General features: G+C 65.4%; 17 protein-coding genes and 1 pseudogene. 8 read left to right on the forward strand and 10 right to left on the reverse strand.

Translation table 11 applies throughout. From position 1 onward, the window contains the following. Positions 1-75: 75 nt before the first annotated feature. The gene (locus N0B15_RS06435; RefSeq protein ID WP_263018760.1) at positions 76-1,707 is read right to left on the reverse strand and encodes an NAD(P)/FAD-dependent oxidoreductase; all 1,632 of its coding nucleotides are present in this window, start codon (positions 1,705-1,707) and stop codon (positions 76-78) included. Between the two features lie 335 nt (positions 1,708-2,042). On the opposite strand from N0B15_RS06435, the gene N0B15_RS06440 reads away from it, so the two are divergent. Further along, positions 2,043-2,825 (forward strand): helix-turn-helix transcriptional regulator, encoded by a 783-nt coding sequence (locus N0B15_RS06440; protein WP_263018762.1) that lies wholly within the window; start codon positions 2,043-2,045, stop codon positions 2,823-2,825. A 140-nt stretch (positions 2,826-2,965) separates the two neighbouring features. Here the strand turns inward: N0B15_RS06440 and N0B15_RS06445 are convergent, their stop codons facing one another. Further along, positions 2,966-4,711 (reverse strand): endo-1,4-beta-xylanase, encoded by a 1,746-nt coding sequence (locus N0B15_RS06445; RefSeq protein WP_263018764.1) that lies wholly within the window; start codon positions 4,709-4,711, stop codon positions 2,966-2,968. Positions 4,712-4,821: 110 nt separating this feature from the next. Between N0B15_RS06445 and N0B15_RS06450 the strand changes: the two genes are divergently transcribed. After that, positions 4,822-6,351, forward strand: a complete 1,530-nt coding sequence (locus N0B15_RS06450; RefSeq protein ID WP_263018765.1) for an SLC13 family permease — start codon at positions 4,822-4,824, stop codon at positions 6,349-6,351. Between the two features lie 56 nt (positions 6,352-6,407). Continuing rightward, positions 6,408-7,151 carry a proteasome assembly chaperone family protein gene (locus N0B15_RS06455; RefSeq protein ID WP_263018766.1) on the forward strand — a complete coding sequence of 248 codons (744 nt, stop codon included), beginning with the start codon at positions 6,408-6,410 and terminating at the stop codon, positions 7,149-7,151. On the opposite strand, the gene N0B15_RS06460 is transcribed toward N0B15_RS06455, so the two are convergent. The 3 genes from N0B15_RS06460 to N0B15_RS06470 form a co-directional block, all read right to left on the reverse strand. Then, positions 7,144-8,574, reverse strand: a complete 1,431-nt coding sequence (locus N0B15_RS06460) for a sodium-dependent transporter (RefSeq protein ID WP_263018767.1) — start codon at positions 8,572-8,574, stop codon at positions 7,144-7,146. The genes N0B15_RS06455 and N0B15_RS06460 overlap by 8 nt on opposite strands. A 90-nt stretch (positions 8,575-8,664) precedes the next feature. Beyond that, complete coding sequence (locus N0B15_RS06465) at positions 8,665-10,077, reverse strand: FAD-dependent oxidoreductase (protein WP_263018768.1); 1,413 nt, start codon at positions 10,075-10,077, stop codon at positions 8,665-8,667. Between the two features lie 198 nt (positions 10,078-10,275). Then, on the reverse strand, positions 10,276-10,416 hold the full coding sequence (locus N0B15_RS06470; protein ID WP_021780798.1) for a hypothetical protein: 141 nt from the start codon (positions 10,414-10,416) through the stop codon (positions 10,276-10,278). A gap of 56 nt (positions 10,417-10,472) precedes the next feature. On the opposite strand from N0B15_RS06470, the pseudogene N0B15_RS06475 reads away from it, so the two are divergent. Beyond that, positions 10,473-11,862, forward strand: a pseudogene (locus tag N0B15_RS06475) (RNA-guided endonuclease InsQ/TnpB family protein). 204 nt (positions 11,863-12,066) lie between these two features. On the opposite strand, the gene N0B15_RS06480 reads toward N0B15_RS06475, so the two are convergent. The 5 genes from N0B15_RS06480 to N0B15_RS06500 form a co-directional block, all read right to left on the reverse strand. Further along, positions 12,067-13,890, reverse strand: coding sequence for a PH domain-containing protein (locus N0B15_RS06480; RefSeq protein WP_263018769.1), 1,824 nt, complete (start codon positions 13,888-13,890; stop codon positions 12,067-12,069). Further along, positions 13,887-14,375, reverse strand: coding sequence for a PH domain-containing protein (locus N0B15_RS06485; RefSeq protein WP_263018770.1), 489 nt, complete (start codon positions 14,373-14,375; stop codon positions 13,887-13,889). The genes N0B15_RS06480 and N0B15_RS06485 overlap by 4 nt, the downstream gene beginning before the upstream one ends. A 109-nt stretch (positions 14,376-14,484) precedes the next feature. Then, entirely contained in the window at positions 14,485-14,718 is a 234-nt protein-coding gene (locus N0B15_RS06490; RefSeq protein ID WP_263018771.1) for an HVO_2901 family zinc finger protein, read from the reverse strand. A gap of 248 nt (positions 14,719-14,966) precedes the next feature. Next, positions 14,967-16,376 (reverse strand): class II fumarate hydratase, encoded by a 1,410-nt coding sequence (locus N0B15_RS06495; protein ID WP_263018772.1) that lies wholly within the window; start codon positions 16,374-16,376, stop codon positions 14,967-14,969. 130 nt (positions 16,377-16,506) lie between these two features. Further along, a complete protein-coding gene (locus tag N0B15_RS06500) occupies positions 16,507-16,764 on the reverse strand; it encodes a BolA family protein (protein WP_263018773.1) in 258 nt (85 codons plus the stop codon). Between the two features lie 87 nt (positions 16,765-16,851). Between N0B15_RS06500 and N0B15_RS06505 the strand changes: the two genes are divergently transcribed. From N0B15_RS06505 to N0B15_RS06520, 4 genes are all read left to right on the forward strand, one after another. Then, positions 16,852-17,352: a DUF7523 family protein gene (locus tag N0B15_RS06505; protein WP_263018774.1), complete on the forward strand. Its 501-nt coding sequence runs from the start codon at positions 16,852-16,854 to the stop codon at positions 17,350-17,352. A gap of 53 nt (positions 17,353-17,405) precedes the next feature. Then, complete coding sequence (cysS, locus tag N0B15_RS06510; protein WP_263018775.1) at positions 17,406-18,884, forward strand: cysteine--tRNA ligase; 1,479 nt, start codon at positions 17,406-17,408, stop codon at positions 18,882-18,884. 56 nt (positions 18,885-18,940) lie between these two features. Next, on the forward strand, positions 18,941-20,017 hold the full coding sequence (locus N0B15_RS06515) for a PAS domain-containing sensor histidine kinase (RefSeq protein ID WP_263018777.1): 1,077 nt from the start codon (positions 18,941-18,943) through the stop codon (positions 20,015-20,017). A 101-nt stretch (positions 20,018-20,118) separates the two neighbouring features. Beyond that, positions 20,119-20,748, forward strand: coding sequence for a DUF6517 family protein (locus N0B15_RS06520; protein ID WP_263018778.1), 630 nt, complete (start codon positions 20,119-20,121; stop codon positions 20,746-20,748).

Below are 20,748 nucleotides of genomic sequence, written 5' to 3' on the forward strand. Positions count from 1 at the left end.
GCCACCCCCGCTGTGCCGGTCGGCCACGTCGGGCGGCCGAGACCAGTCACGTGGTTGCTGGGCGTTCGCGGCCGATCACGCCATCTCAGGAACGTCGAAGTCGAACAGACCCTCGCGGATGTGCGTCGGCGAGTCGGTCTTTCCCCACTCGAGGAGCGCGCCGACGAGTTCGGGGTTGGAGAAGTCGACGTGGCGTGCCCGTTCGTCGCCCCACGGGTAGACGTGTTTGGGGAGCCACTCGGCGCACTGGAGTTCGTCGAGGATCACCCTCGCGGCTTGCTCGGGTGGAACCTCGCCGGCCGTGTAGGTGTCCAGCGCGTCGCCGATAGTGTGGTACATCGCCGCCTTCTCGGGGACGAACGGGGCCCGGTCGCCGGGAGCGGTCTCCTCGCGGAGCGGGTCGAACTCGTCGGGTCGCCCCGAGGCGACGTACTTGAAGCAGTGACGCTGGATGTACAGGTCGTGAAACAGGATCTGTGCGAGCCACATCTGGGTCCAGGCGTTCCAGACCTCGAAGTCGCCCGTCGCCTTGTAGGCGCTGGCGATGGTGAAGTCGGCGTCCAGAAGCTGTTTGCGGTGCAGTTCGTCGATCCGTGTGAAGCGCTCGGCGGAGAAGTCGCCGTCCTCGAACGCCTCCAGGAGGAGAGACGAAGAGAGGAAGATGGACTCGAACGTGTCGATCAGCCCGTTCGAGTAGAGCGGGTCGACGAACCCGTAGGTGTTGTTCGTCATGTAGTGGCGCTCACCCGACGACCGACGCAGCGCGCGCTGGAGACGGCCCGTGCGGACCCAGGGGCGTACTGCCTCGACCGGCTCGAGGTGGCGTTCGACGTCGGGAAACGCGGAGATAATTCGGTAGAACTCCTCCTCGGCACTCACCGACTCGTCGAGGGGATAGGTGGACCGATCCAGCACCAGGCCGACGCTGGCGTTGGTGGCCTCGGAACGCTCGAAGTTGTCGAAGGGGATGATCCACAGCCAGCCGCCGTCGAACACGTGGTGTAAGGTGCCGTCGTGTAAGCGATTGGACTGGTGTGGGCGGTCTTCGTCCGCGAGCAGGTCGTCGAACGGCTCGAGTCCCTCGACGTGCGTGAAGATCGCCCGCGAGTCGGTCTCGAGTTCCGGCGCGTGCTCGTGGTAGCCGAGGGTCTCGGCGAGGACGGAGTGGCTCCCCGTAGCGTCGACGAAGAAGTCGGCTGTGGCCGTCCCGCGGTCGGTGTCGACCGTGACCTCGTCGTCGGTGATCTCCACGTCGGTGATCGCCGTCTCGTCGAGGTAGGTCACACCGTAGTCGATGGCGGTCCGGACCAGGTAGTGGTCGACGTGTTCGCGCACGAAGTGGCCTTCGCTGTAGAACGGGAGGCTCGGCGGGATCAGCTGGTGTCCGTACTCGCCGCTGAACGGCTGGTTCCGTTCGTGGTAGGTGAACCCCACCGAGTGTTTGATCCCACAGGAGTGGGTGACCTCGTCTATCACCGCGTTCACGTCGCTCAGGTACCCCACTTCTGGAATGTCGAAGTACTCGCCGACGATCCACATCCACATCGAACTCTGGGGCAGTAACGCCTCGCCGATGGTAAACCGTGGATGGGTGCCTGCCTCGAGTAGCAACACGTCGAGACCGTCGTTCGCCAGAATCGTCGCGGTCGTCGAGCCGGCCATCCCCGAGCCGCCGACGACGACATCGTAGGTATCGTTCATACTCATGCTGATAGTTTGGGTTGCGAATTCGCCGAAGACGGTCGGCCACTCACCCAGCGCACCGTTCGGATCGGGCCGTACAGCGCGGGTCTCCGTCTTCGACGGTTCCCCTGCCACCCGTTATCCACATCCGATAGATAAAGTAGCTGATGCGCACCGTACGGGTTCGACGCACGGCGTGCACATCGCTCGAAAAGTTGTTAATATAAATCCTCAACTGTGGTATACTACTCGAGACCACCGTTCACTGACACGCACCATCGTATCGGACCACAGCCGGGTTCGGAGACCGTACACGCGCCGTTCACAAAATTCACTACGGGGTCGGACGATAGACGACTATGACGATCACGTCCGCGGACGCACTCGCGTCTACGGTAGTCGACCGTGCAGATTTTCTCGAGGTGGTCGCAGACCGCTCACCGATCGCTGTCAGCGACCTCGCAGACGAACTCGGAACCTCCGTCTCGACGGTCAACCGCGTCGTTAGCTCGTTCTCGAGGGAGCAACTCGTCGAGCGGACCGACGGGGCTGTCTCGATCACGCCGTGTGGTGAGGTCGTTCTCGACGCGGTCGACCAGCTCGTGGAGACGATCGAAATCACCCGCACGCTCCATCCGGTGATGCTGTCGCTGGCGGACGCGCCGATCGAGTACGACCGCGAGTGGTTCCTCGAGGCGACCGTCACGACGTCGACGCCGAAACACCCCTACGCGCCGCTCGATCGGTACAGCGAGCTGTTCGCGAACGCCAGCCACAAGCGACTGGTCGGCGACCAGTTCGTCGTCCCGGAGTACGGCATCGACACGGCGTTACGGGCGATGGAAAGTGGCGTGATGTGTTCGTGCGTCTGGAGTGAGGACGCGCTGGCGCGGATGGCCGACGAGTATCCCGAGGTGATCGACTGGTCGGCCGACCAGGACAACCTCGAGGCGGTGACCTCCGAGGCGGTCCCGTTCGATCTCGCGATCTTAGACGAGCACCTCCTCGTCTACGGCTTCGACGAGAACGGCATCATGTCCGTCCTGGTGGATACGGACGACCCGGCGGCCGTCGAGTGGGGAATCGCCGTCTTCGAGGCGTGTTTCGACTCGGGCGAACTCGTCGAACTGGAGCCGACGTAGTCGGTGGTCCGAGGGGCCGCCTCGAGTGAGCTGAGAGAACTGCCGACGGCGTCGGCTCGAGAGTCGCTAGTGCTTTGGCAGACCTGGACGCCACTGGATCCGCTCGAACACCCCGAGCGGAGCGGGGCGATCTCGAACGCTTACAGGCGTTCGAAGAGCGCGACCACGTCGTTGAAGCCGACGCTCCCGTTCCCACTGAAGTCGAAGTACTGGACGTTGTTCTGGACGACGTCGCCGTTGTGCTCCTCGAAGAAGGTCACGACGTCGTTGAAGCCGAGGTTGCCGTCGCCCGTCACGTCCTCGTAGCGGCCGTCGCCGGTGAGGTCCTGTGCGGGGTTGCCGTCGCCGTTGACGTCGAGGATACTGTCACCGTCGTCGCCGTCGTCGATGACGACCGTGACGCCCGTCGAGTCCGGCTCGTCGACGGAGACGGTCTCGGTGACCGTCTCGTCGCCGACGGTGACGGTGACCTCGTGCTCGCCGAGGAAGGCATCGGTGGTGAACGTGCCGCTTGCGTCGGTGGTTCCCGACTCGTCGGTCCACCACTCGTCGAAGACCAGGTCCATCCAGACGTCGTAGCTGGGTTTCGGCGTCCAGTCTTCGTAGAACAGCGGCGGCTGCGGGTCCCAGTACGGGTCGTCGACGTCCCAGAAGCCCCACATCACGAAGTCGGTGACCGAGGGGTGACTGAAGATCATCTTGAGGAATTCGTAGAAGAACTCCGCGCGGTCTTCCTCCGACCAGCCGTCGCCGTCGAAGTCGAACTCGGTGATCCGCAGCTCGACGCCGTGTTGAGCGTAGCGCTCGAGACCCTCCCAGATCTCGCTGGGGGTGAGCTGTTCGTTCTGGTGGAAGTGACACTGGAGACCGGCACCGTCGAGACCGGTGTCCTCCCCGACGAGGAACTCGATCTGGCGCTCGTAGGGACCGCGGGCGTACTCGTAGGCCCCGGCGAGGGTGTTGTAGTCGTTGACGTCGGTGGCGACGCCGTCGGGGGCGACCGCGTCTGCGTGTTCGTACCACTCCGCGAGCACCGGCGCTTCGACGGCTTCGACGCCGTCACCGTCGATCACCTCGATCATGTCCGTCTCGTGGAAGGCCTCGTTGACGACGTCCCACTGGTCGACGACGCTGCCGTAGTGGACGCCGTCGTACTCGAAGTCGGCGTAGTGTTCGATGATCGTCTCGATGTGCTCCATCGAGCGCTCGTAGACGTGATCGGGATCGAGCTGGGGATTGCCAGCGCCGCTCTCGTGGCTGACGTCCATCGCATCGACGACGTCGCCCGGGACGGCCCAGGCCTCGACGTTCCCCCACACACAGGTGTGCCCGCGCATGCGCAGGCCCTGCTCGGCGACCCAGGCGGTCGCCTCGTCGGCGATGTGCTGTTCGTCCTCGAAGAAGCGCCACTTGTGGTAGTTGCCGAAGACGGCGGTGTTGAACAGCTCCGGGACGACCTCGAGGTACTGCTCGCGGTCTGCGTCCGAGATGTCGTTGTCGTCGCCGGTGACGATGGGGGCCGTGAGCGCCGTCCCCCAGCCGAAGGCGTGCTCTCGCATCTCGACGGAGACGTCGGCATCCGAGACGGGGTTGCCCGCCTCGTCGACGACCGCCACCTCGAGCTCGCTCTGTCGGTGGTCGGCGATCCGCTGGTCGGCGTCGGCCTCCCAGTTGGCGTCCGCAGCCGCAGTGCCGGTCGCCGGTCCCGCGATTCCACCGACGGCACCGAGGACGCCGGCGATCCCCACCGACCGCAGATAGTCGCGCCGATCCATCGTGGCCGACGCGTTCGAGTCCACTGACTGGTCGATACGTTCGTCGTCGTCTCGAGGAGCCGGCTCCTCGGTTCGGGCGTCGTTGTCGCTCGTCGAGTCGTGGCCTGACATGACCTGTTCTGGTACTTGATTTCTCCCAATACTCCATAAAATCATCGACCAGGTAGTGGATGGTCGAGTGAAGTCGTGGGAGTTATAGACCGGTCCTCTGAGGTGCGTATGTGCACTCACACAGGTTGCTCTCACGACAGACCGTCGGACTGGTCCTCGGCCCGGGGGTGTGCGTTCTGCTCTTGCTCGGTACGCCGTTCGGTCTCTCATCCGCAGCGACGGCCGTCCTCGCGAGCACCGCGTGGGTGGTCATCTGGTGGGTGAGCGAGGCGGTCCCGATTCCGGTCACGTCGCTGTTGCCGGTCGTCCTCTTTCCGCTGACTGGCGTCACGACGGTCGGCGGGGCAACCGCACCGTACGCCGATCCGATCGTCTTCTTGCTCCTCGGTGGCTTTCTCATCGCACTGGCGATCGAACGGTGGAACCTCCACCACCGGCTGTCGCTCGTCATCCTCGATGCGGTCGGCACCAGTGGAAAAGCGCTCGTCCTCGGCTTCATGGCCGCCACCGCGTTCCTCTCGATGTGGATCTCGAACACGGCAACGGCGATGATGATGGTCCCGATCGGTGCCGCGGTGATCGTCGAGCTGACGGCCGTCGGCGGTCGCCGGACGCCACCGCTCGAGCGCGACGACATCGAAGCACCGAACGATCCGCTCGAGGTCGAGGGCGAACTCTTCCACCAGCTCGAGGAGGAGCCGGAGGACCTCCCGAACACCTCGTTCGGGCTGGCACTGATGCTCGGCATCGCCTACGGGGCGTCGATCGGTGGGGCGGCGACCCTGATCGGGAGTCCGCCGAACGCGGTGTTGGCGGGCGTCGCCGAGTCGAACCTCGGCGTCGAGATTGGCTTTCTCGAGTGGATGCTCGTCGGCGTCCCCCTCGGTGTCGTCTTCTTGCTCGTCACGTGGCTCTTGCTGGTCGTCGTCCTCCGCCCGACGGTCGAGCCAGGGCCGGAGCGAGCGGACGTCGTCGAGCGACAGCTGCGTGAACTCGGCGCGATGACGACGGGTGAACGCCGCGTCCTGGCGGTGTTCGGTCTCGTCGCGGGTGCGTGGATCCTTCGGCCGTTCGTCATCGAACCCATCGCACCGACGGTCACCGACGCGATGATCGCCATCGCTGGTGCCATCCTCGTCTTTCTGGTGCCGGTCGACGGTGAGCGGCTGCTCGACTGGGAGTACACCTCGAGAGTCCCGTGGGGCGTCCTCCTCTTGCTCGGTGCTGGGTTCTCGATCGCTCGAGGCTTCCAGGTGAGCGGTCTCGACGTCGTCGTGGCGGACGCAATCGTCGGTCTCGGTGTGACGGAGCTGGCGGGGATGGTCCTCCTGCTCACGGCCGTCGTCTGTCTGCTGACGAACGTCACCTCGAACACCGCCACCGCGTCGCTGTTCATGCCGATCACGTTGAGCATCGGCCTGGCGACCGGCGTCGCACCGCTGACCCTGATGGCGGCCGCCGCCTTCGCCGCCTCCTTCGCGTTCGTGCTCCCGGTCGCGACCGCGCCGAACGCCATCGTCTTCGCCAGCGGCTACCTGACGATCCCCGAGATGGCGAAAGTCGGACTCGTCGTCACGGTCCCGGCGATCCTCGCCATCGCCATCTTCACCATCTGGTGGCTCCCACTGGTCTGGTCCTGACGTCCCCTCGCCCGTCCCGAAACACCGATGAGACGGCGGTGGACATACACGGAACGATGACCGACGAACTGACCATCGAGGTCGACGCCGACGAACCACCGGAGTCGACGCTGATCGTCGCACTCCCCGGACCCGGCATGGCTGGCATCTCCGCGACACAGTACCTCATCGAGCAACTCGCACTCGAGGAGACCGGACACATCCAGACCAGCGGGCTTCCGGCGATCACCCCGTACACCGACGGCCAGCCGTACCACCACACCAGGCTCTTCTCGAGTCCGGAACTCGAGTGTACGTTCCTGACCAGCGAGTTGCCAGTCCCGCTGCAGCTCTCCGAGCCGTTCGGCCGGACCCTCGTGGAGTGGATCGACGAGCGAGCGATCGAGGAGGTGACGCTGCTGACCTCGATCCCGTGGCTCGAGCCGGTCGACGAGCTGTGTTACGTCGCCTCCGAGGACTATCTCGAGAGCCGTCTCGCCGACAGTTCGATCGGGCCGCTTCACGGCGGGTTCCTGACCGGGAGCAACGCGAGTCTGCTCTCCCGAGCGATGGATACGACGCTCCGGGTGGGTGTGATCGCGAGTGCTGTCGATCCGCGACTCCCACTCGACGCGAGCGCTGCGTTACGCCTCGCGGAAGGTCTCGACGGGCTCTACGGGCTGGACGTGGATACGACCGACCTCCGCGAGTTCGCCGACCGGACACACCAACACTACGAGGCGCTGGCAGCGCAGTTCGAGGCCCAGCAGGAAGACGACCGGATCCGGCCGCGGGTGACCGACGACTACGGCTTCATGTAGCCTGCTGGGAGGATTCTCGGCGTGAGCGCCGCCGCCGGTAGAGCAGCCAGCCGACGGCGGCGAGTACCAGCGCGACGAGTAGCGATGCCGTCATCGCGTCGAGGCTCGCGAGCGTTTCGGCTCCCGGGAGGCGTCGCCAGCGCGAGCGGTCGAGACCGGCGACGAGTCCGAGCGTCGTGACGACGACTAAGACGAGCGGGACGACGTACTTCACCAGCGGGAGGACGATGGAGTCGCCGAGCTGTTCTCGCAGGACCGCCTGATCTTGGACCCACGCGAAGACGACGATGAGCGCGAGCGCACCGAGCGGCAGTCCGAGCGTTCCGACGGTCGAATCCAGCACGTCGAGGAACGGACGGCCGAGCACCGAGAGTTCGACGGCGCTGTAACTCAGAGCCGACGGGAGACCCACGAGCAATACCACGCCGGTCACGACGGCGCTCGCGCGTCGGCGCGACCAGTCGGTCGTCCGCATCGCCCCCGCGACACCGACCTCGAGCATGGCCACGGACGGGGCGATCGCGGCGACGAACAGCAGCCCGAAGAAACAGACGGCGAGGACCGAGCCGAAGGGCATCGCCTCGAAGGCGGCTGGCAGCGTCGAGAAGGCGAGTTCCGTCCCTGCTGCGGGTTCGCCGCCGACGGTGAAGACGATCCCGAAGATGACGATCCCCGCGAGGATGGCGACCGTGAGGTCGGCGAGTGCGATGATCACGGACGAACGCGGGACGTTCGCGTCCGCGCCGAGGTAGCTCCCGTAGGTGAGCAAGACCCCCATCCCCACCGAGAAGGTGAAAAACACCTGGCCGAACGCCGCACTCCAGATCAGTGGGTCGGAGAGGACCGAGACGTCGGGCGTGAGGAAAAATCGCAGTCCGTCCGTGAAGCCCGGGAGGGTCGCGACGTAGCCCGCCAGCCCGAGGAGGACGACGAACGTCAGTGGGATCAACACGCTCGCCATGCGTTCGATCCCCCCTTGAATGCCGAGGGAGACGATCGTCCCGACGGCGAGCGTCGAGACGACGAAGAAGACGATCGGCTGGTAGGTGCCGGTGAACTCGCCGAAGGCGGGTGTCGATCCGAGAAGCGAGAAGAGCGCGAACGCGAGGACCCACCCCGTGATGACCAGGTAGTAACTCAACACCGCGAGCACCGACCCGCCGATGAGCCAGCCGACGATCTCGAACTCGGACCGGATCCGGCGACAGGCCGTCACGACGTCGGCTTTGAGCGACCGACCGACCGAAATCTCGAGAATCATCAACGGGATCGCGAAGGCGAACGCCGCGATCAGGTAGGGGACGAGGTAGGCTCCACCGCCGTTTTGCCCGACGACGGCGGGGAACCGCCAGATGTTGCCCAGACCGACGGCAGCACCGATGGCCGCGAAGACGAAGCCGATCCGCGAGGACCACTGTTCCATGTGTCGAGCGAATTCGGCGGGGAAATAAGCGTGGCGGTACTGGCGAGTGTCCTCGCTTCCTGCGTGACACTCCTGGGGTTTCAGCGCGCGTTAGCGGACCGTTCCGGAGAGCACCTTCGCGGCGACGAGGACGGGGTCCCACGTGGTGTTGAACGGCGGCGCGTACGCGAGGTCGTAGTTCTCGAGGTCGGAGACGGTCGCTGCCTCCGTCAGTGCCGCGACGATCGCGTGGCTGCGGTGGACGGCGCCCTCACCGTACTCGCTGACCAGGCTCGCACCGAGGATACGCCCCGTCTCACGGTCGGCGGTCAAGGTGACCGTCACCGTCCCACCCTCGGGATAGTAGCCCGCACGGGAGTTCGCCGTGACGGTTTCGCTCACCGGATCGAAGCCCGCCGCTCGAGCCGCTTCGTGGTCGAGGATACCGGTCCGTGCCGCCTCGATGTCGAACGCCTTGACGGCTGCCGTCCCGGCGACCGCCCCTCCTTCGGTCGGCTTCCCGGTGACCGTCTGGCCGACCGCCCGGCCGTGACGGTTGGCCGTCAGTGCGAGCGGGACGTACACCGGTTCGCCCGTGACGACGTGCGCCGATTCGGCGCAGTCGCCCGCCGCGTAGACGTCGGAAACGTTCGTCTCCCGATACGCGTCGGTCTCGATCGCACCGGTCTCCCCGAGTGCGATGCCCGCGTCCTCGGCGAGCGCCGTCCGCGGTCTGACACCCGTTCCGAGCAGGACCATCTCGACGTCGATCCGTTCGTCGACCGTGACGACGGTCTCGACACGGTCACCGCCCGTGAGGGTCTGTACGTCGGTCCCGAGGTGAACGACGACGTCTCGCTCTCGGAGGTGGTCGGCGACCGCCTCACTCGTCGCGTCGCTGAACCCCGTCAGCACGCGCTCGCCACGCTGGAACAGGTTGACCTCGAACCCGTTCGCTGCCAGCGCCTCGGCCATTTCGACGCCGATGTAGCCGCCACCGACGATACCGACGGGACCGGCACAGTCCTCGAGATACCGACAGGCCGGTCCCCTGTCGGGCTGCTGGAGTGTGTCTCCGTCTCGAGCCCTCGCGACGTACTCACGGAGTTCTTTGCCGTCGCTCATCGACCCGAGCGTGTAGACGCCCTCGAGTTCCGTCCCGTCGATCGGTGGCACTACCGACTCCGACCCCGTCGCGAGCAACAGCCGGTCGTACGGCTGGACCGTCTCGCCTCCTTCGTGTTCGGCCGTGACCGTTCTGTCGTCGGGGTCGATCGCGACGACCTCGTGGCCCGTCCGCAGATCGATGTCGCGTTCCTCCCGGAACGCTTCCGGCGTCACCGAGACGAGGTGCTCGAGCGACTGAATCTCGCCTTTGACGTAGTACGGCAGGCCACAGGCACCGTAGGAGACCCACTCACCTCTCTCGAAGACGACGACATCCAGTTCGGGGTCGTCGCGTTTCGCTTTACTCGCGGCGGACATGCCGGCGGCGTCTCCACCGACGACGACGAAGGTAGTCACAGGCCGATATCGACGCCTGGGGTCAAAAGCCCGCGTCGGCTGTGCGTAGAAGGCGCACCGCCGAACGTGCTACCTAAAACAGCGAGAGAGTCCCGCCGTTCACGGCGTCCTCAGAACGCAAGCGTTCTGATGGGCATCGCAAACCTTCGGTTTGCTCAGCGGGCGTGAATCGCGTCACTCGTCGACGCGAACCATCGGTCACTCCCCGGCCGGAGTCTCCAAGTCGTCAGCGGCGTGGATCAACATCCCGCGCCACGTCAGACCGTGTTCGTTCTTCACGCGCTTGATGCGTTCGTACTGTTCGTCGTCAGGCACTTCGATGTTAACGTGGTTCGACACAGTGTCTACGAGAATCCGTAGGTCTATGTTAGTTGCGCTCGTACACAGAAGTAGCGATGAAGCGCACCAACGAGTTCGAAGTGGTTCCGAAGTCCGACGAGGACGAGGAGTTACTTCGCCGACTGTTGGACGCTTCAGCCGCTCTCTGGAACGAGATCAATTACCAGCGCCGAACCAACTTCGACGACCCGGACGGCGACGTGTGGGAAATCGACGAGTACCGCGGTCGGTACGGCGGGACGCTCGGCGCGTCAACCGTTCAGCAGATCGAGCGCAAGAACCGCAACGCGTGGCGGTCGTTCTTCGCACTCCGAGAGAAGGGCGAAGCCAACGGCACGCCCGGCTTCTGGGGTCTTGGAGAGCAAAGCTCTCCAATGGTCAGCGAATCGTAGATTCGCTTCGACAACCAAGACGAGGGCCGCGAACTGCGGACGTACATCCGAAACACGTCGTACTCGGTCGAGTGGGGTGAATACTCTCGCCTCGAGATACTCGTCGGCCAAGACCTGAAAGAAGAGTACGGACTTGGCCGCCAAGAACGACTCCGACTCGAAGTTCGCGGCGAACCCAACTGGAACGAGTACGACAAGCAGGGTCGGTTAGAACTGTATTACGACGATGTGAGCGAGACGTTCAGGGCCTTTCAGCCAGTCACTATCGACAATTCTCGACTGGCACAACCACTGGCGGACGAATCCGCCGCTCTGGATATCGGCGCGAACAACATCGTCGCCTGTACGGTTTCGACCGGCGAGCAGTACCTGTACGAAGGTCGCGACCTGTTCGAACGGTTCCGCGAGACCACGCAACGGATCGCCGAACTTCAGTCGAAACTTCGGGAAGGTCGGTACAGTTCGAAGCAGATCGACTCGCTGTACCGACGCCGGACCCGACGACGCGACCATGCACAGGACGCGCTTTGTCGAGACCTGATCGAACGACTGTACGACGAGGGCGTTTCGACGGTGTACGTCGGCGACTTAACCGACGTGCTCGAGACACTGGTCGGTTCGGACGAACGCCAAACTGCACAACTTCTGGGCGTTCCGGCGGTTCGTCGGACGGCTCGCCGACACCGCCGAGGAGTTCGGTATCTGCGTCGAAGTCCGCACGGAAGCGTGGACCTCGCAGACGTGTCCGAACTGCGGTTCGACGGACCGGACCACACGGCACCAAGACACGCTCACGTGTGCCTGCGGTTTCGAAGGTCACGCGGACCTTGCAGCAAGCGAGACGTTCCTGAGGCGTCATCAGAACTCAAAGAGTTCTGATTGGCGAACGAGACACGAAGTGTCTCGTCAACGGCACGAAACAGACGTAGTACGGCCGATGGCACGGCCCGTGTGCCTCAAGTGGGACAGCCACGACTGGCTGGAGTCACCACGCTCTTCCCGTCCCAACGAGGAGCACACGAACCCGAAAGTTGCCTCCGTGGACTCGGCATAGCCGAGACTCCCAGCGTGAGGAAACCCCGGCGTTCACGCCGGGGAGGATGTCATACTTCTTCGTGTTGTCCCTCCTTCGCTCACACGGCGCGAGTCCACTACCGGTTCCCCGTCCCCTCGTCGGCACGACGTCGGTGACGTCCTCTCCGGTGAACGTCGGGCAGGATGTCGTGCCGTGGCTCCGAGCGGAGTAGCAGGGATGGCCTCACTCGAGCGACCCACGGTCCTCGGTGTCGCTCGAGCGCTCGTCGTCCCGTTCGTCCTGTGTCGCTTCGTCCCGCATCGGCTCGTCCGACCAGTCGCGTGTCGCCAGTCGGTCGAGCACGCGCTGGTGTTTGCGCTGGCGCAGTTGTTCCTGTAAGCGCTCGTTGAGCGTCCGCTGGACCTCGAGTGCGCGGCCGTGGTCGATGTCGTAGGCAGTCCCGGCCCGGCCGAAGAAGGCGGCGGAACTCGCGGTGTCGGCGGTGACACTCGCCAGCCGACGGCGCCGCTGAAAGATCGTCTGGTTGTAGACGACCGACTGGACGCGGTAGTGGGGGACGATCTTCGTCGTCCGTCGCCAGAAGCCGGTGCGCGCGAAGAAGTAGGTGTCTCCGAGGTGAAAGCCGCGGTTAGTCCACTTGAGGTGGGCGGCGACCGGCACGAGTACGAGCAGTACGAGGGTGACGTACCAGTCGACGACGACGTCGGTGGTGGTCGCCAGGGCGTAGCTGCCGGCGACGAGGGCGGCGACGACGAGGAAGTACCGCACGCCGTAGCGCTCGCGTGCTCGACGTGGCGAGCGCTCGAGGTCGGGTACCTCGACGGGTTCGACCGACCGGGCGAGTTCGCGGACGCGGCCCGCTTCGGCGAGCGGCACGGCGGACTCGGCTCCCCGGGAGCCGGACTGGCCGGGGGCGTAGCCCGCCGTTTCGACGGCGAGTGAGCCGTAGCCGAACCAGCGAAACGGCACCGATTCCTTGATCGTGAGCGTCTGGACCTTCTCGAGCGGAATCGTCCCGCTGTAGCGCTGGAGGAGACCGCGTTCGTAGCGCAGTTCACCGTTCGTCCGGGTGAGCCGAAAGCCGTAGTAGCGGGTGAAGGTGAGCGCGGCACTCAACACCCAGGCGGCGACGGCGAAGATGAGAACCGCCCAGGCGATGGCGACCAGGCCGGTTCCGGGGAGGTCGGTCTCGATGAAGTCGAGTGGAATCAGCGTCGCGGGGTCGAACCCGCTCGCGAACGAGAGGGCGATGGTCGCGAGCACGCTCGCACCGGGGTCGATGGTGAAGGCGCTCAAGATGGCGAGTTCGTTCGGCTGAATCTCGAAGAGGAGTTCCTCGTCTTCTTCGTCCGCCTCGTCCTCGGGGAATTCACCGTTCTCCGTCCGCTCCCGTGGCCCGTCTCTGAGGCGGCGCTGGAGCCGTCTGGCTTCGGTCTCGTCGACGTACTGCAGCGTCACCTCGGTCGCGCCCCCACCGGCGGTTTCGACGTGGACGGCGGCGATGCCGAGCGCACGCTGGAGGACGTTCTGGCGAACGTCGACGTTCTGGATGCGCCTGAGTGGCACCTCGCGGTCGCGTCTCGAGACGACGCCGGAAGCCACGTCGAAGGTGTCGTTCGTGAGCCGATAGCGAAAGCGCTGGTAGTAGGCGAACTCGTAGGCGATGCCCACGAGGATCCCGACGACGACCATCGCGCCGATGAGAACCAGGTTCGCCCCCGCACCGCCCGGCGAGGCGACGATGCCGATGAAGAAGAACAGCGACCCGGTGCTCACACTCCGCGAGAGCGAGCGGTAGGGGACGGACGCCGGGTGTAACTGCTGTTCTTTCGGACCCGCCGACACGGCTCCCGGCGGGGTCTCGGGTTCGTCGTTCGGTGGCGCTGGCCCGTCGTTCGCCCCAGATGCGGGAGCGTCGTCTCTCGTCGCCCCCTCACTCGGTTCCGGTGTGGAGGTCCGGTCCGACGGCCGAACCCCTTCGTCGCCGCTCGAGTGCGGCGAGTCTCCGGACCCCGTTTCGCGCTCCGTGTCGTGGTCCTCGGTCATACCGCGTCTTCACCTTCGCTCTCGATCGCCAGGCGTCTGAGTTCCTCGCGAAGTTCCTCGGCGCGCTCGGGGTCGAGTCCCGGAATCGCTACGTCGGCGCTACGAGAGCCGGCCGTGTAGATGACGACGGTCGCTAGCCCGACCGAGCGCTCGACCGGCCCGCGCTGGGTGTCGACGTGCTGGAGGCGGACGTAGGGGACGACGGTCTTGATCCGTGTGAAGACGCCGCGTTCGATGTAGAGCGAGTCCTCGCGCACGTCGAAGCGCCAGACGCGGTAGCGCTGCCAGGCGACGGCGACGCGAAAGACGAGGACGAAGGCCGCGACGGCGACCGCAGCCCAGATCAGGCGGACGTCGCCGCCCGTCCAGTCGGTCGACTCCGTGACGATCGCTGCCCCGCCGACGAGAAACCCGCCAGCGAACCCGGCCCGAATCACCGCAATCGTGAGCCAGACGGGCCGCACCCGGGGGTCGAGCCGTTCCATAGCTCCCGACACGATTCGACCGGGAATAAAAGATGGGTTTTCCACGTCGGTCCCGATTCTCCGCTCACCGGCCGCGTCGGAACTCGAGACACACGTTCTCGGTTCGTCCTCAGTGTCGTGCTACTCTGACGTCGGGTACGTTGAACAGGTCCTCTTTCAATCCCTCGCCGTCACACTCCTCGTTCGGGCACGAATAGTGCCAGCCGTCCTGGGTCGCGTCACGCTCGCGAAACCGGTCGCCACAGACCTGACAGAATAATTGTCCTTTCTTGCACGAGTCCCGGTGAAGCTCGAGCGCAAGTTCAGTCTGGAACGACTGGTTGCAGTTGCGACAGGTGTGCATGTTTCGTCTGACGACGACATCACTAAAAACTGCTTGGGTTCTTTTATTCCATATCGATTCCGTTCGATCCAGGCTCTATGTCCCGATTTACGGCCGATCAGTCGGTAAGAAAGAGTGCCAGTATGCGGATAGTACTCACACTCGAGTAACCTTCGATCAGTCACACCGGTCGGGGAGACACCACCCCGGCGAGCACTATATAGACCGTGAGGAATAGTATGTAAGATACGAGAGTGTTCCGGGTAGTACTACTCGTCTCGGCCGAGGATTCCACGCCGGGTCATCGCCCGCGGATCGAGCACTTCGTCGGCTTCCTCCTCGGTAATGTATCCTTTCTCGAGCGCGACTTCGCGAACGGTCTTGCCCTCTTTCATCGCCGTCTTCGCCACCTCGCTCGCCTTGTCGTAGCCGATGTGGACGTTCAGCGGCGTCGCGAGCGCCATGCTCTGTTCGACCGCCGTCGCACAGTGCTCGCGGTTGGCCTCGAGCGGGCGGACGAACCGTGCTGCGAACACCTCACTCGAGTTGGCGAGCAGTTCCGCCGACTGGAGGAAGTTGTACGCGAGCAGCGGTTTGTAGAGGTTGAGGTCGAGCTGGCCCTCGGCGGCCCCGGCGGCGACGGCGGCGTCGTTGCCGACGACCTGCTTGTGGACCTGGTTGACCGCCTCGGCGACGACCGGGTTCACCTTGCCGGGCATGATCGACGAGCCTGGCTGGTTCTCGGGCTGCTCGAGTTCACAGAGCCCGTTTCGCGGTCCCGAGGCGAGCAGTCGGAGGTCGTTGGCGATCTTGTTGAGCGAGCCTGCGACGACGCGCAGCGCACCGTGGGCCTCGCTCATCGCGTCGTGGGCGGCCTGGGCCTCGAAGTGGTCGTCGGCCTCGCGGAAGTGGACGCCGGTCTCTTTCGTGATGTACTCGGCGGCGCGGCCGGGGAACTCGGGGTGGGTGTTGAGACCGGTGCCGGTCGCCGTCCCGCCGAGGGCGAGTTCGGCGAGGTGTTCTCGCGCTTTGTCGACGCGCGCCAGGCCCTTCTCGACCTGAGTCCGGTAGCCGCCGAACTCCTGGCCGAGGGTGACCGGCGTCGCGTCCTGGAGGTGCGTCCGCCCGGTCTTGACGACGTCGTCGAACTCCTCCTCTTTCGCCTCGAGCGCCTCCCGGAGCGTATCGAGCGCCGGGATGACGTCTTTCTCGACGGCCTCGAGACTGGCGACGTGCATCGCCGTCGGGATCACGTCGTTGCTCGACTGGCCGTAGTTGACGTGGTCGTTCGGGTGGACCGCGCGGTCGCCGATCTCGCGTCCCATGAGTTCGGCCGCGCGGTTGGCGATCACCTCGTTGGCGTTCATGTTCGAGGAGGTCCCGGAGCCGGTCTGGAAGACATCCACGGGGAACTGGTCGTCGAGTTCGCCCGCGATGACCTCGTCTGCGGCCTCGACGATGGCGTCTGCGACCTCCGCCTCGAGCAGACCGAGGTCGCGGTTGGCCTGGGCGGCCCCCTTCTTGACGACGCCCAGCGCCCGGATGAACCGGCGGCCGAAGGTCAGCCCCGAGATGGGGAAGTTCTCGACTGCGCGCTGGGTCTGTGCCCCCCAGTAGGCCTCTGCGGGTACCTGCATCTCACCGATGCTGTCCGTCTCAGTGCGGAACTCGTCTGCCATAGCTGTGCGGTTCGCCCCGGTGAGGTAAAAGCCACCGAAACGCACCGGCGTGGCTCACTCGAGCAGTTATTTTCACACTCGGTTTGCGAACGTCAACTGTCGGCGTTCGAGAGGTCCAGAACCGGACCGCTCACTCGCCCTCGAGTTCGGCGTACTCTTCGGGCGTGTACGTCGAGAGTTCGAGCGCGTGGATGTCGGTCGTCATGTGCTCGCCGAGGGCGTCGTAGACCTGCTGGTGCTGGGCGACCAGTGGGGTGTCCTCGAACGTCGGCGAGACGACCGTCGCCGCGAGGTGGTCGTCGTCGTGTTCTCCGCGTGCGCGCGTGACGGTCGCTTCCGCACCCTCGAGTCCGTCTTCGATGAGGCGTTCGACGTCTGCTGGGTCCATAGCGGGAGGTCGACCGGTCGCCTCAAAAGCGCCGCGGTCTCGCGTTCGATCACCGGGTTTATGCGACCGGCCGTCGCGCTCGCTCGTATGTCACTCGCCGCCGAGACGAGACGGGCGCTCGAGCGCCACCCGTTTCTCGTCGCCGCACTCCGCGCAGAGGTCGTCAACTACACCGCCGCCGCCCGCTTTCTCGACGTCGACGGCGAACTCGAGGCGGTCGCGACGGCGCTCCGGCGCTACGCGGAGGACCTCCCCGACTACGAGACCGACGCGCGCGACGCGCGCGTAACCATGCAGAGTGGACTCGGCCCGGTGGAGACGCTCGAGGAGGCACTGATCGTCGTCGGTGCGGGCGCCCTCGGCGTCCCGGAGACGGGTGCGACCGGCGGCGACCGGACCGCCATCCTCGCGAACGGTGCGGTCGACGCGAGTGCGCTCTCGAGCGTGCTCGAGCGACTGGCGCTCGCCGAGATCGAGGTCGAGTCAGCAGCCGTCGCCGACGGAACGCTGGCCGTCGTGGTGGGCCGACGCGACGGCGTGAACGCCGTCCGTCTCGTCGAAGGGGCGCTCGAGTCGGTTCCCTCCTGAGCGGTGAAAGCGCACCAGACGCTTTAACTTCGGCCACCGGATATGGTGAGACAATGACCCTGTACGTGACGAACACGTTGACGGGCGAGAAGGAGCCGTTCGAGCCACAGGACCCCGAAAACGTCTCCCTCTACTACTGTGGCCTGACGGTCTCCGACCCGCCCCACCTCGGCCACGCCCGCTCGTGGGTCCACGTCGACGTGATGCACCGCTGGCTCGAGCACCTCGGCTACGAGGTCCGTCACGTCGAGAACTTCACGGACGTCAACGAAAAGATCGTCGCCCGCGTCGGCGAGGACGACCTCGGTGAGAGCGAGGAGGAGGTGGCGCGAACCTACGTCGCCGAGGCGATCACGGCGATGCGGTCGCTCAACCTGCTGCGTGCGGAGGTGTATCCGCGTGTCACCGAGCACATCCCCCAGATCGTCGAGCTGATCGAGACGCTGATCGAACGCGAGTACGCCTACGAGTCGAACGGGTCGGTCTACTTCGACGTCACCGCCTTCGAGGAGTACGGCAAACTCTCGAACCAGCAGGTCGACGAGATCGAAGCCCAGGGAGACGAGCGCGAGCGCTCGGAGAAACGCCATCCGGCGGACTTCGCCCTCTGGAAGGGCGGCGGCGTCGACCCGGACGCCGTCTGTGAACACCGACACGAGGGCGTCGAGGGTGAGCCAACCGAGGGCCTGACCTGGGACTCGCCGTGGGGCGAGGGCCGCCCAGGCTGGCACATCGAGTGTTCGGCGATGAGTATGGCCCACCTCGGTGAGACCCTCGACATTCACGTCGGTGGGCGCGACCTCGTCTTCCCCCACCACGAGAACGAGATCGCCCAGAGCGAGGCCGCGACCGGCCAGGAGTTCGCGACCTACTGGCTCCACTGTGAACTGTTCCGGATGGGCGACGAGAAGATGTCCTCGAGTCTCGGCAACTTCGTCACCGTCGGCGAGGGCATCGAGAAGTGGGGGACCAACGCCCTGCGAACGTTCCTCACTGCCGGCTCGTACAACAGCCAGCAGCTCTACAGCGACGAGACGATCAGCGAGGCACTCGAGCGCTGGGAGCGACTCGAGCGCGCCTACGAGCGGGCGACCGGTGCGCTCGACTCCCCGGAGGCCTCCTCGGTCACCGAAGACGAGGCGCTCCGCTCGAGCGTCGACGCGGTGCGCGAGGCGTTTACGGCCGCGATGAACGACGACTTCAACACACGCGAGGCACAGTCGGCGTTGCTCGAACTCGCCGGAGCGATCAACCGTCACGTCGACGAACCGCCGCACGATTATCGCGGTCTCAAGCGAGCCGTCGAGACGCTCGAGGAACTCGGCGGCGTGCTGGGTCTCTCGTTCACCGGCGAGACGACCGGCGAGGTCGACCTCGCGGCGGACGTGGTCGAACTCGTCCTCGACGTGAGAGAACAGGAGCGGGCGGCGGGCGACTACGAGCGCGCCGACGAACTCAGAGCGGAACTCGAGGCACTCGGCGTCGAGGTGCAAGACACCGACGACGGCCCGACCTACCGGCTCGATTCGTAGGACGTGACACCAGCGGAGCCATATTCCTCAAGTACGTGGCTGGCGTCCGTTCCGACATGTCCGATCCGGGGCCGCTGGTCGCCGCTGCATTCGACGTCCTGCCGTCGACTGCCGCGATACTCGATTCTACAGGCGACATCGTCAGAACCAACGAGACGTGGCGGTGGTTCGGCCGCGAGAACGATGGTCCGACCGACGTCGTCTGTGGTCACGGGAACTATCTCGAGGTGTGTGACGCGAGTGACGACCCGGTCGCGGCCGAGGCGGCGGCCGGGATTCGCGCCCTGCTCGAGGGCGACGAATCGACCGTCTCGTTCGAGTATCCCTGCCACTCGCCGGGAACGAAACGGTGGTTTACGATGCAGGCGACGGCGTTCGAGCACGGTGGCGAACGGTACGTCCTGGTTGTCCACGCTGACATCACGGAACGGCGCCTGGCCGAAGAACGGGTCGCAGCGCAGGCAGAACGGATGGAGTCGTTCGCAGGAATGCTCTCACACGACCTCAGGAACCCCCTGTCGGTTGCCCTCGCCGAAGTCTCTCACCTCGCAGACGTCACCGACGGGAGCGCTCACGAGTCGCTCCACTCTTCGCTCGAGCGTATGTCGACGATCATCGACGACGCGCTCGTCCTCGCGAGCGCCGACGACGTCGATGAGACACGCGCCTGCTCGCTCGAGACGCTCACACGGGCGGCCTGGTCACACGTCGAAACGAGTGGGTCGGCGCTCGAGGTTCGCGGCTCGGAGACGGTCGACGTCGATCCCGACCTCGTCGGCCACCTCTTCGAGAACCTCTTTCGCAACGCCATCGAACACGGGACCCGGCCAGGAACCGAGCGCGAGAGCGACGAACCCGGCGTGACCGTTCGCGTCGGCACGCTCGAGGACGGCTTCTACGTCGAGGACGACGGTCCCGGCATTCCGCCGGAGACACGCGACCACGTCTTCGAGTCGGGCTACTCGACGGTCGAGGAGGGTTCCGGCTACGGTCTCCACATCGTCGACCGGGTGGCGCGTGCACACGGCTGGAGCGTCTCGGTCGGTGCGAGCGAGGACGGCGGCGCTCGCTTCGAGATCACCGGAGCGACACACGAACGAACAGACGCCGACGCATCGGCGACCGCTCCCTGACCCTGACGGTCGTCGGTGGAGTAACGACTCGCCAGCAAAATTGTCCTCGCACGGTGAGAGACGGTGGCGGTGTTTATCGTCCTTCTCGAGGTCGAGAGCGTATGCACCGCCGCCGAGCACTCGCTGGTCTCGCTGCGTGTGGCTGTGTGATGACTGCAGGCTGTCTCGACACGCTGGTCGGGAGGCTGACGACGCACACCGCGACGCCCGTCGAGGTCCGCGAGGCGGTGGCGACTGAACAGGGCTACGAACACCAGGGGACCGACGAGGACGTTCGCGAAGAGACGGTCGCCAGACAGCGCGTCGAGGTGACCAGCTACGCCGCCCAGTACGAGCGACGGAGCACCGTCCCCGGTCTCGGTGAGGTCCGAACCAGCGTCTTCGGCGCGGCCTCGACCCCGCAGGTATCGCTCCTCGGCACCCAGCACAACCCGATTGCCGATCTGAGCACGCGCGAACTCGTCGACGAGGCCCAGGAGACGTACACACCGCTCTCGGTGGGCGACGCAATCGACTCGAGGACCGTCCCGATCCTCGGACACGACACCGAGGTCGAGACGTTCGAGGGCGAGGCGCTGCTAACCGACGGTCTCGAGGTCGAGGTCAGAATCGACATCGCGCGCTTCGACAACGCCGACGATCACCTGGTCGCCGTCGGCGTCTATCCGGAACTGCTCTCGAGTGAGCGCGAGCGGATCGACGCCCTACTCGAGGGACTCGAGCACGGCTGA

The sequence above is a fragment of the Natronobiforma cellulositropha genome (genome assembly GCF_025629245.1).
GTDB classification, from domain to species: Archaea; Halobacteriota; Halobacteria; order Halobacteriales; family Natrialbaceae; genus Natronobiforma; species Natronobiforma cellulositropha.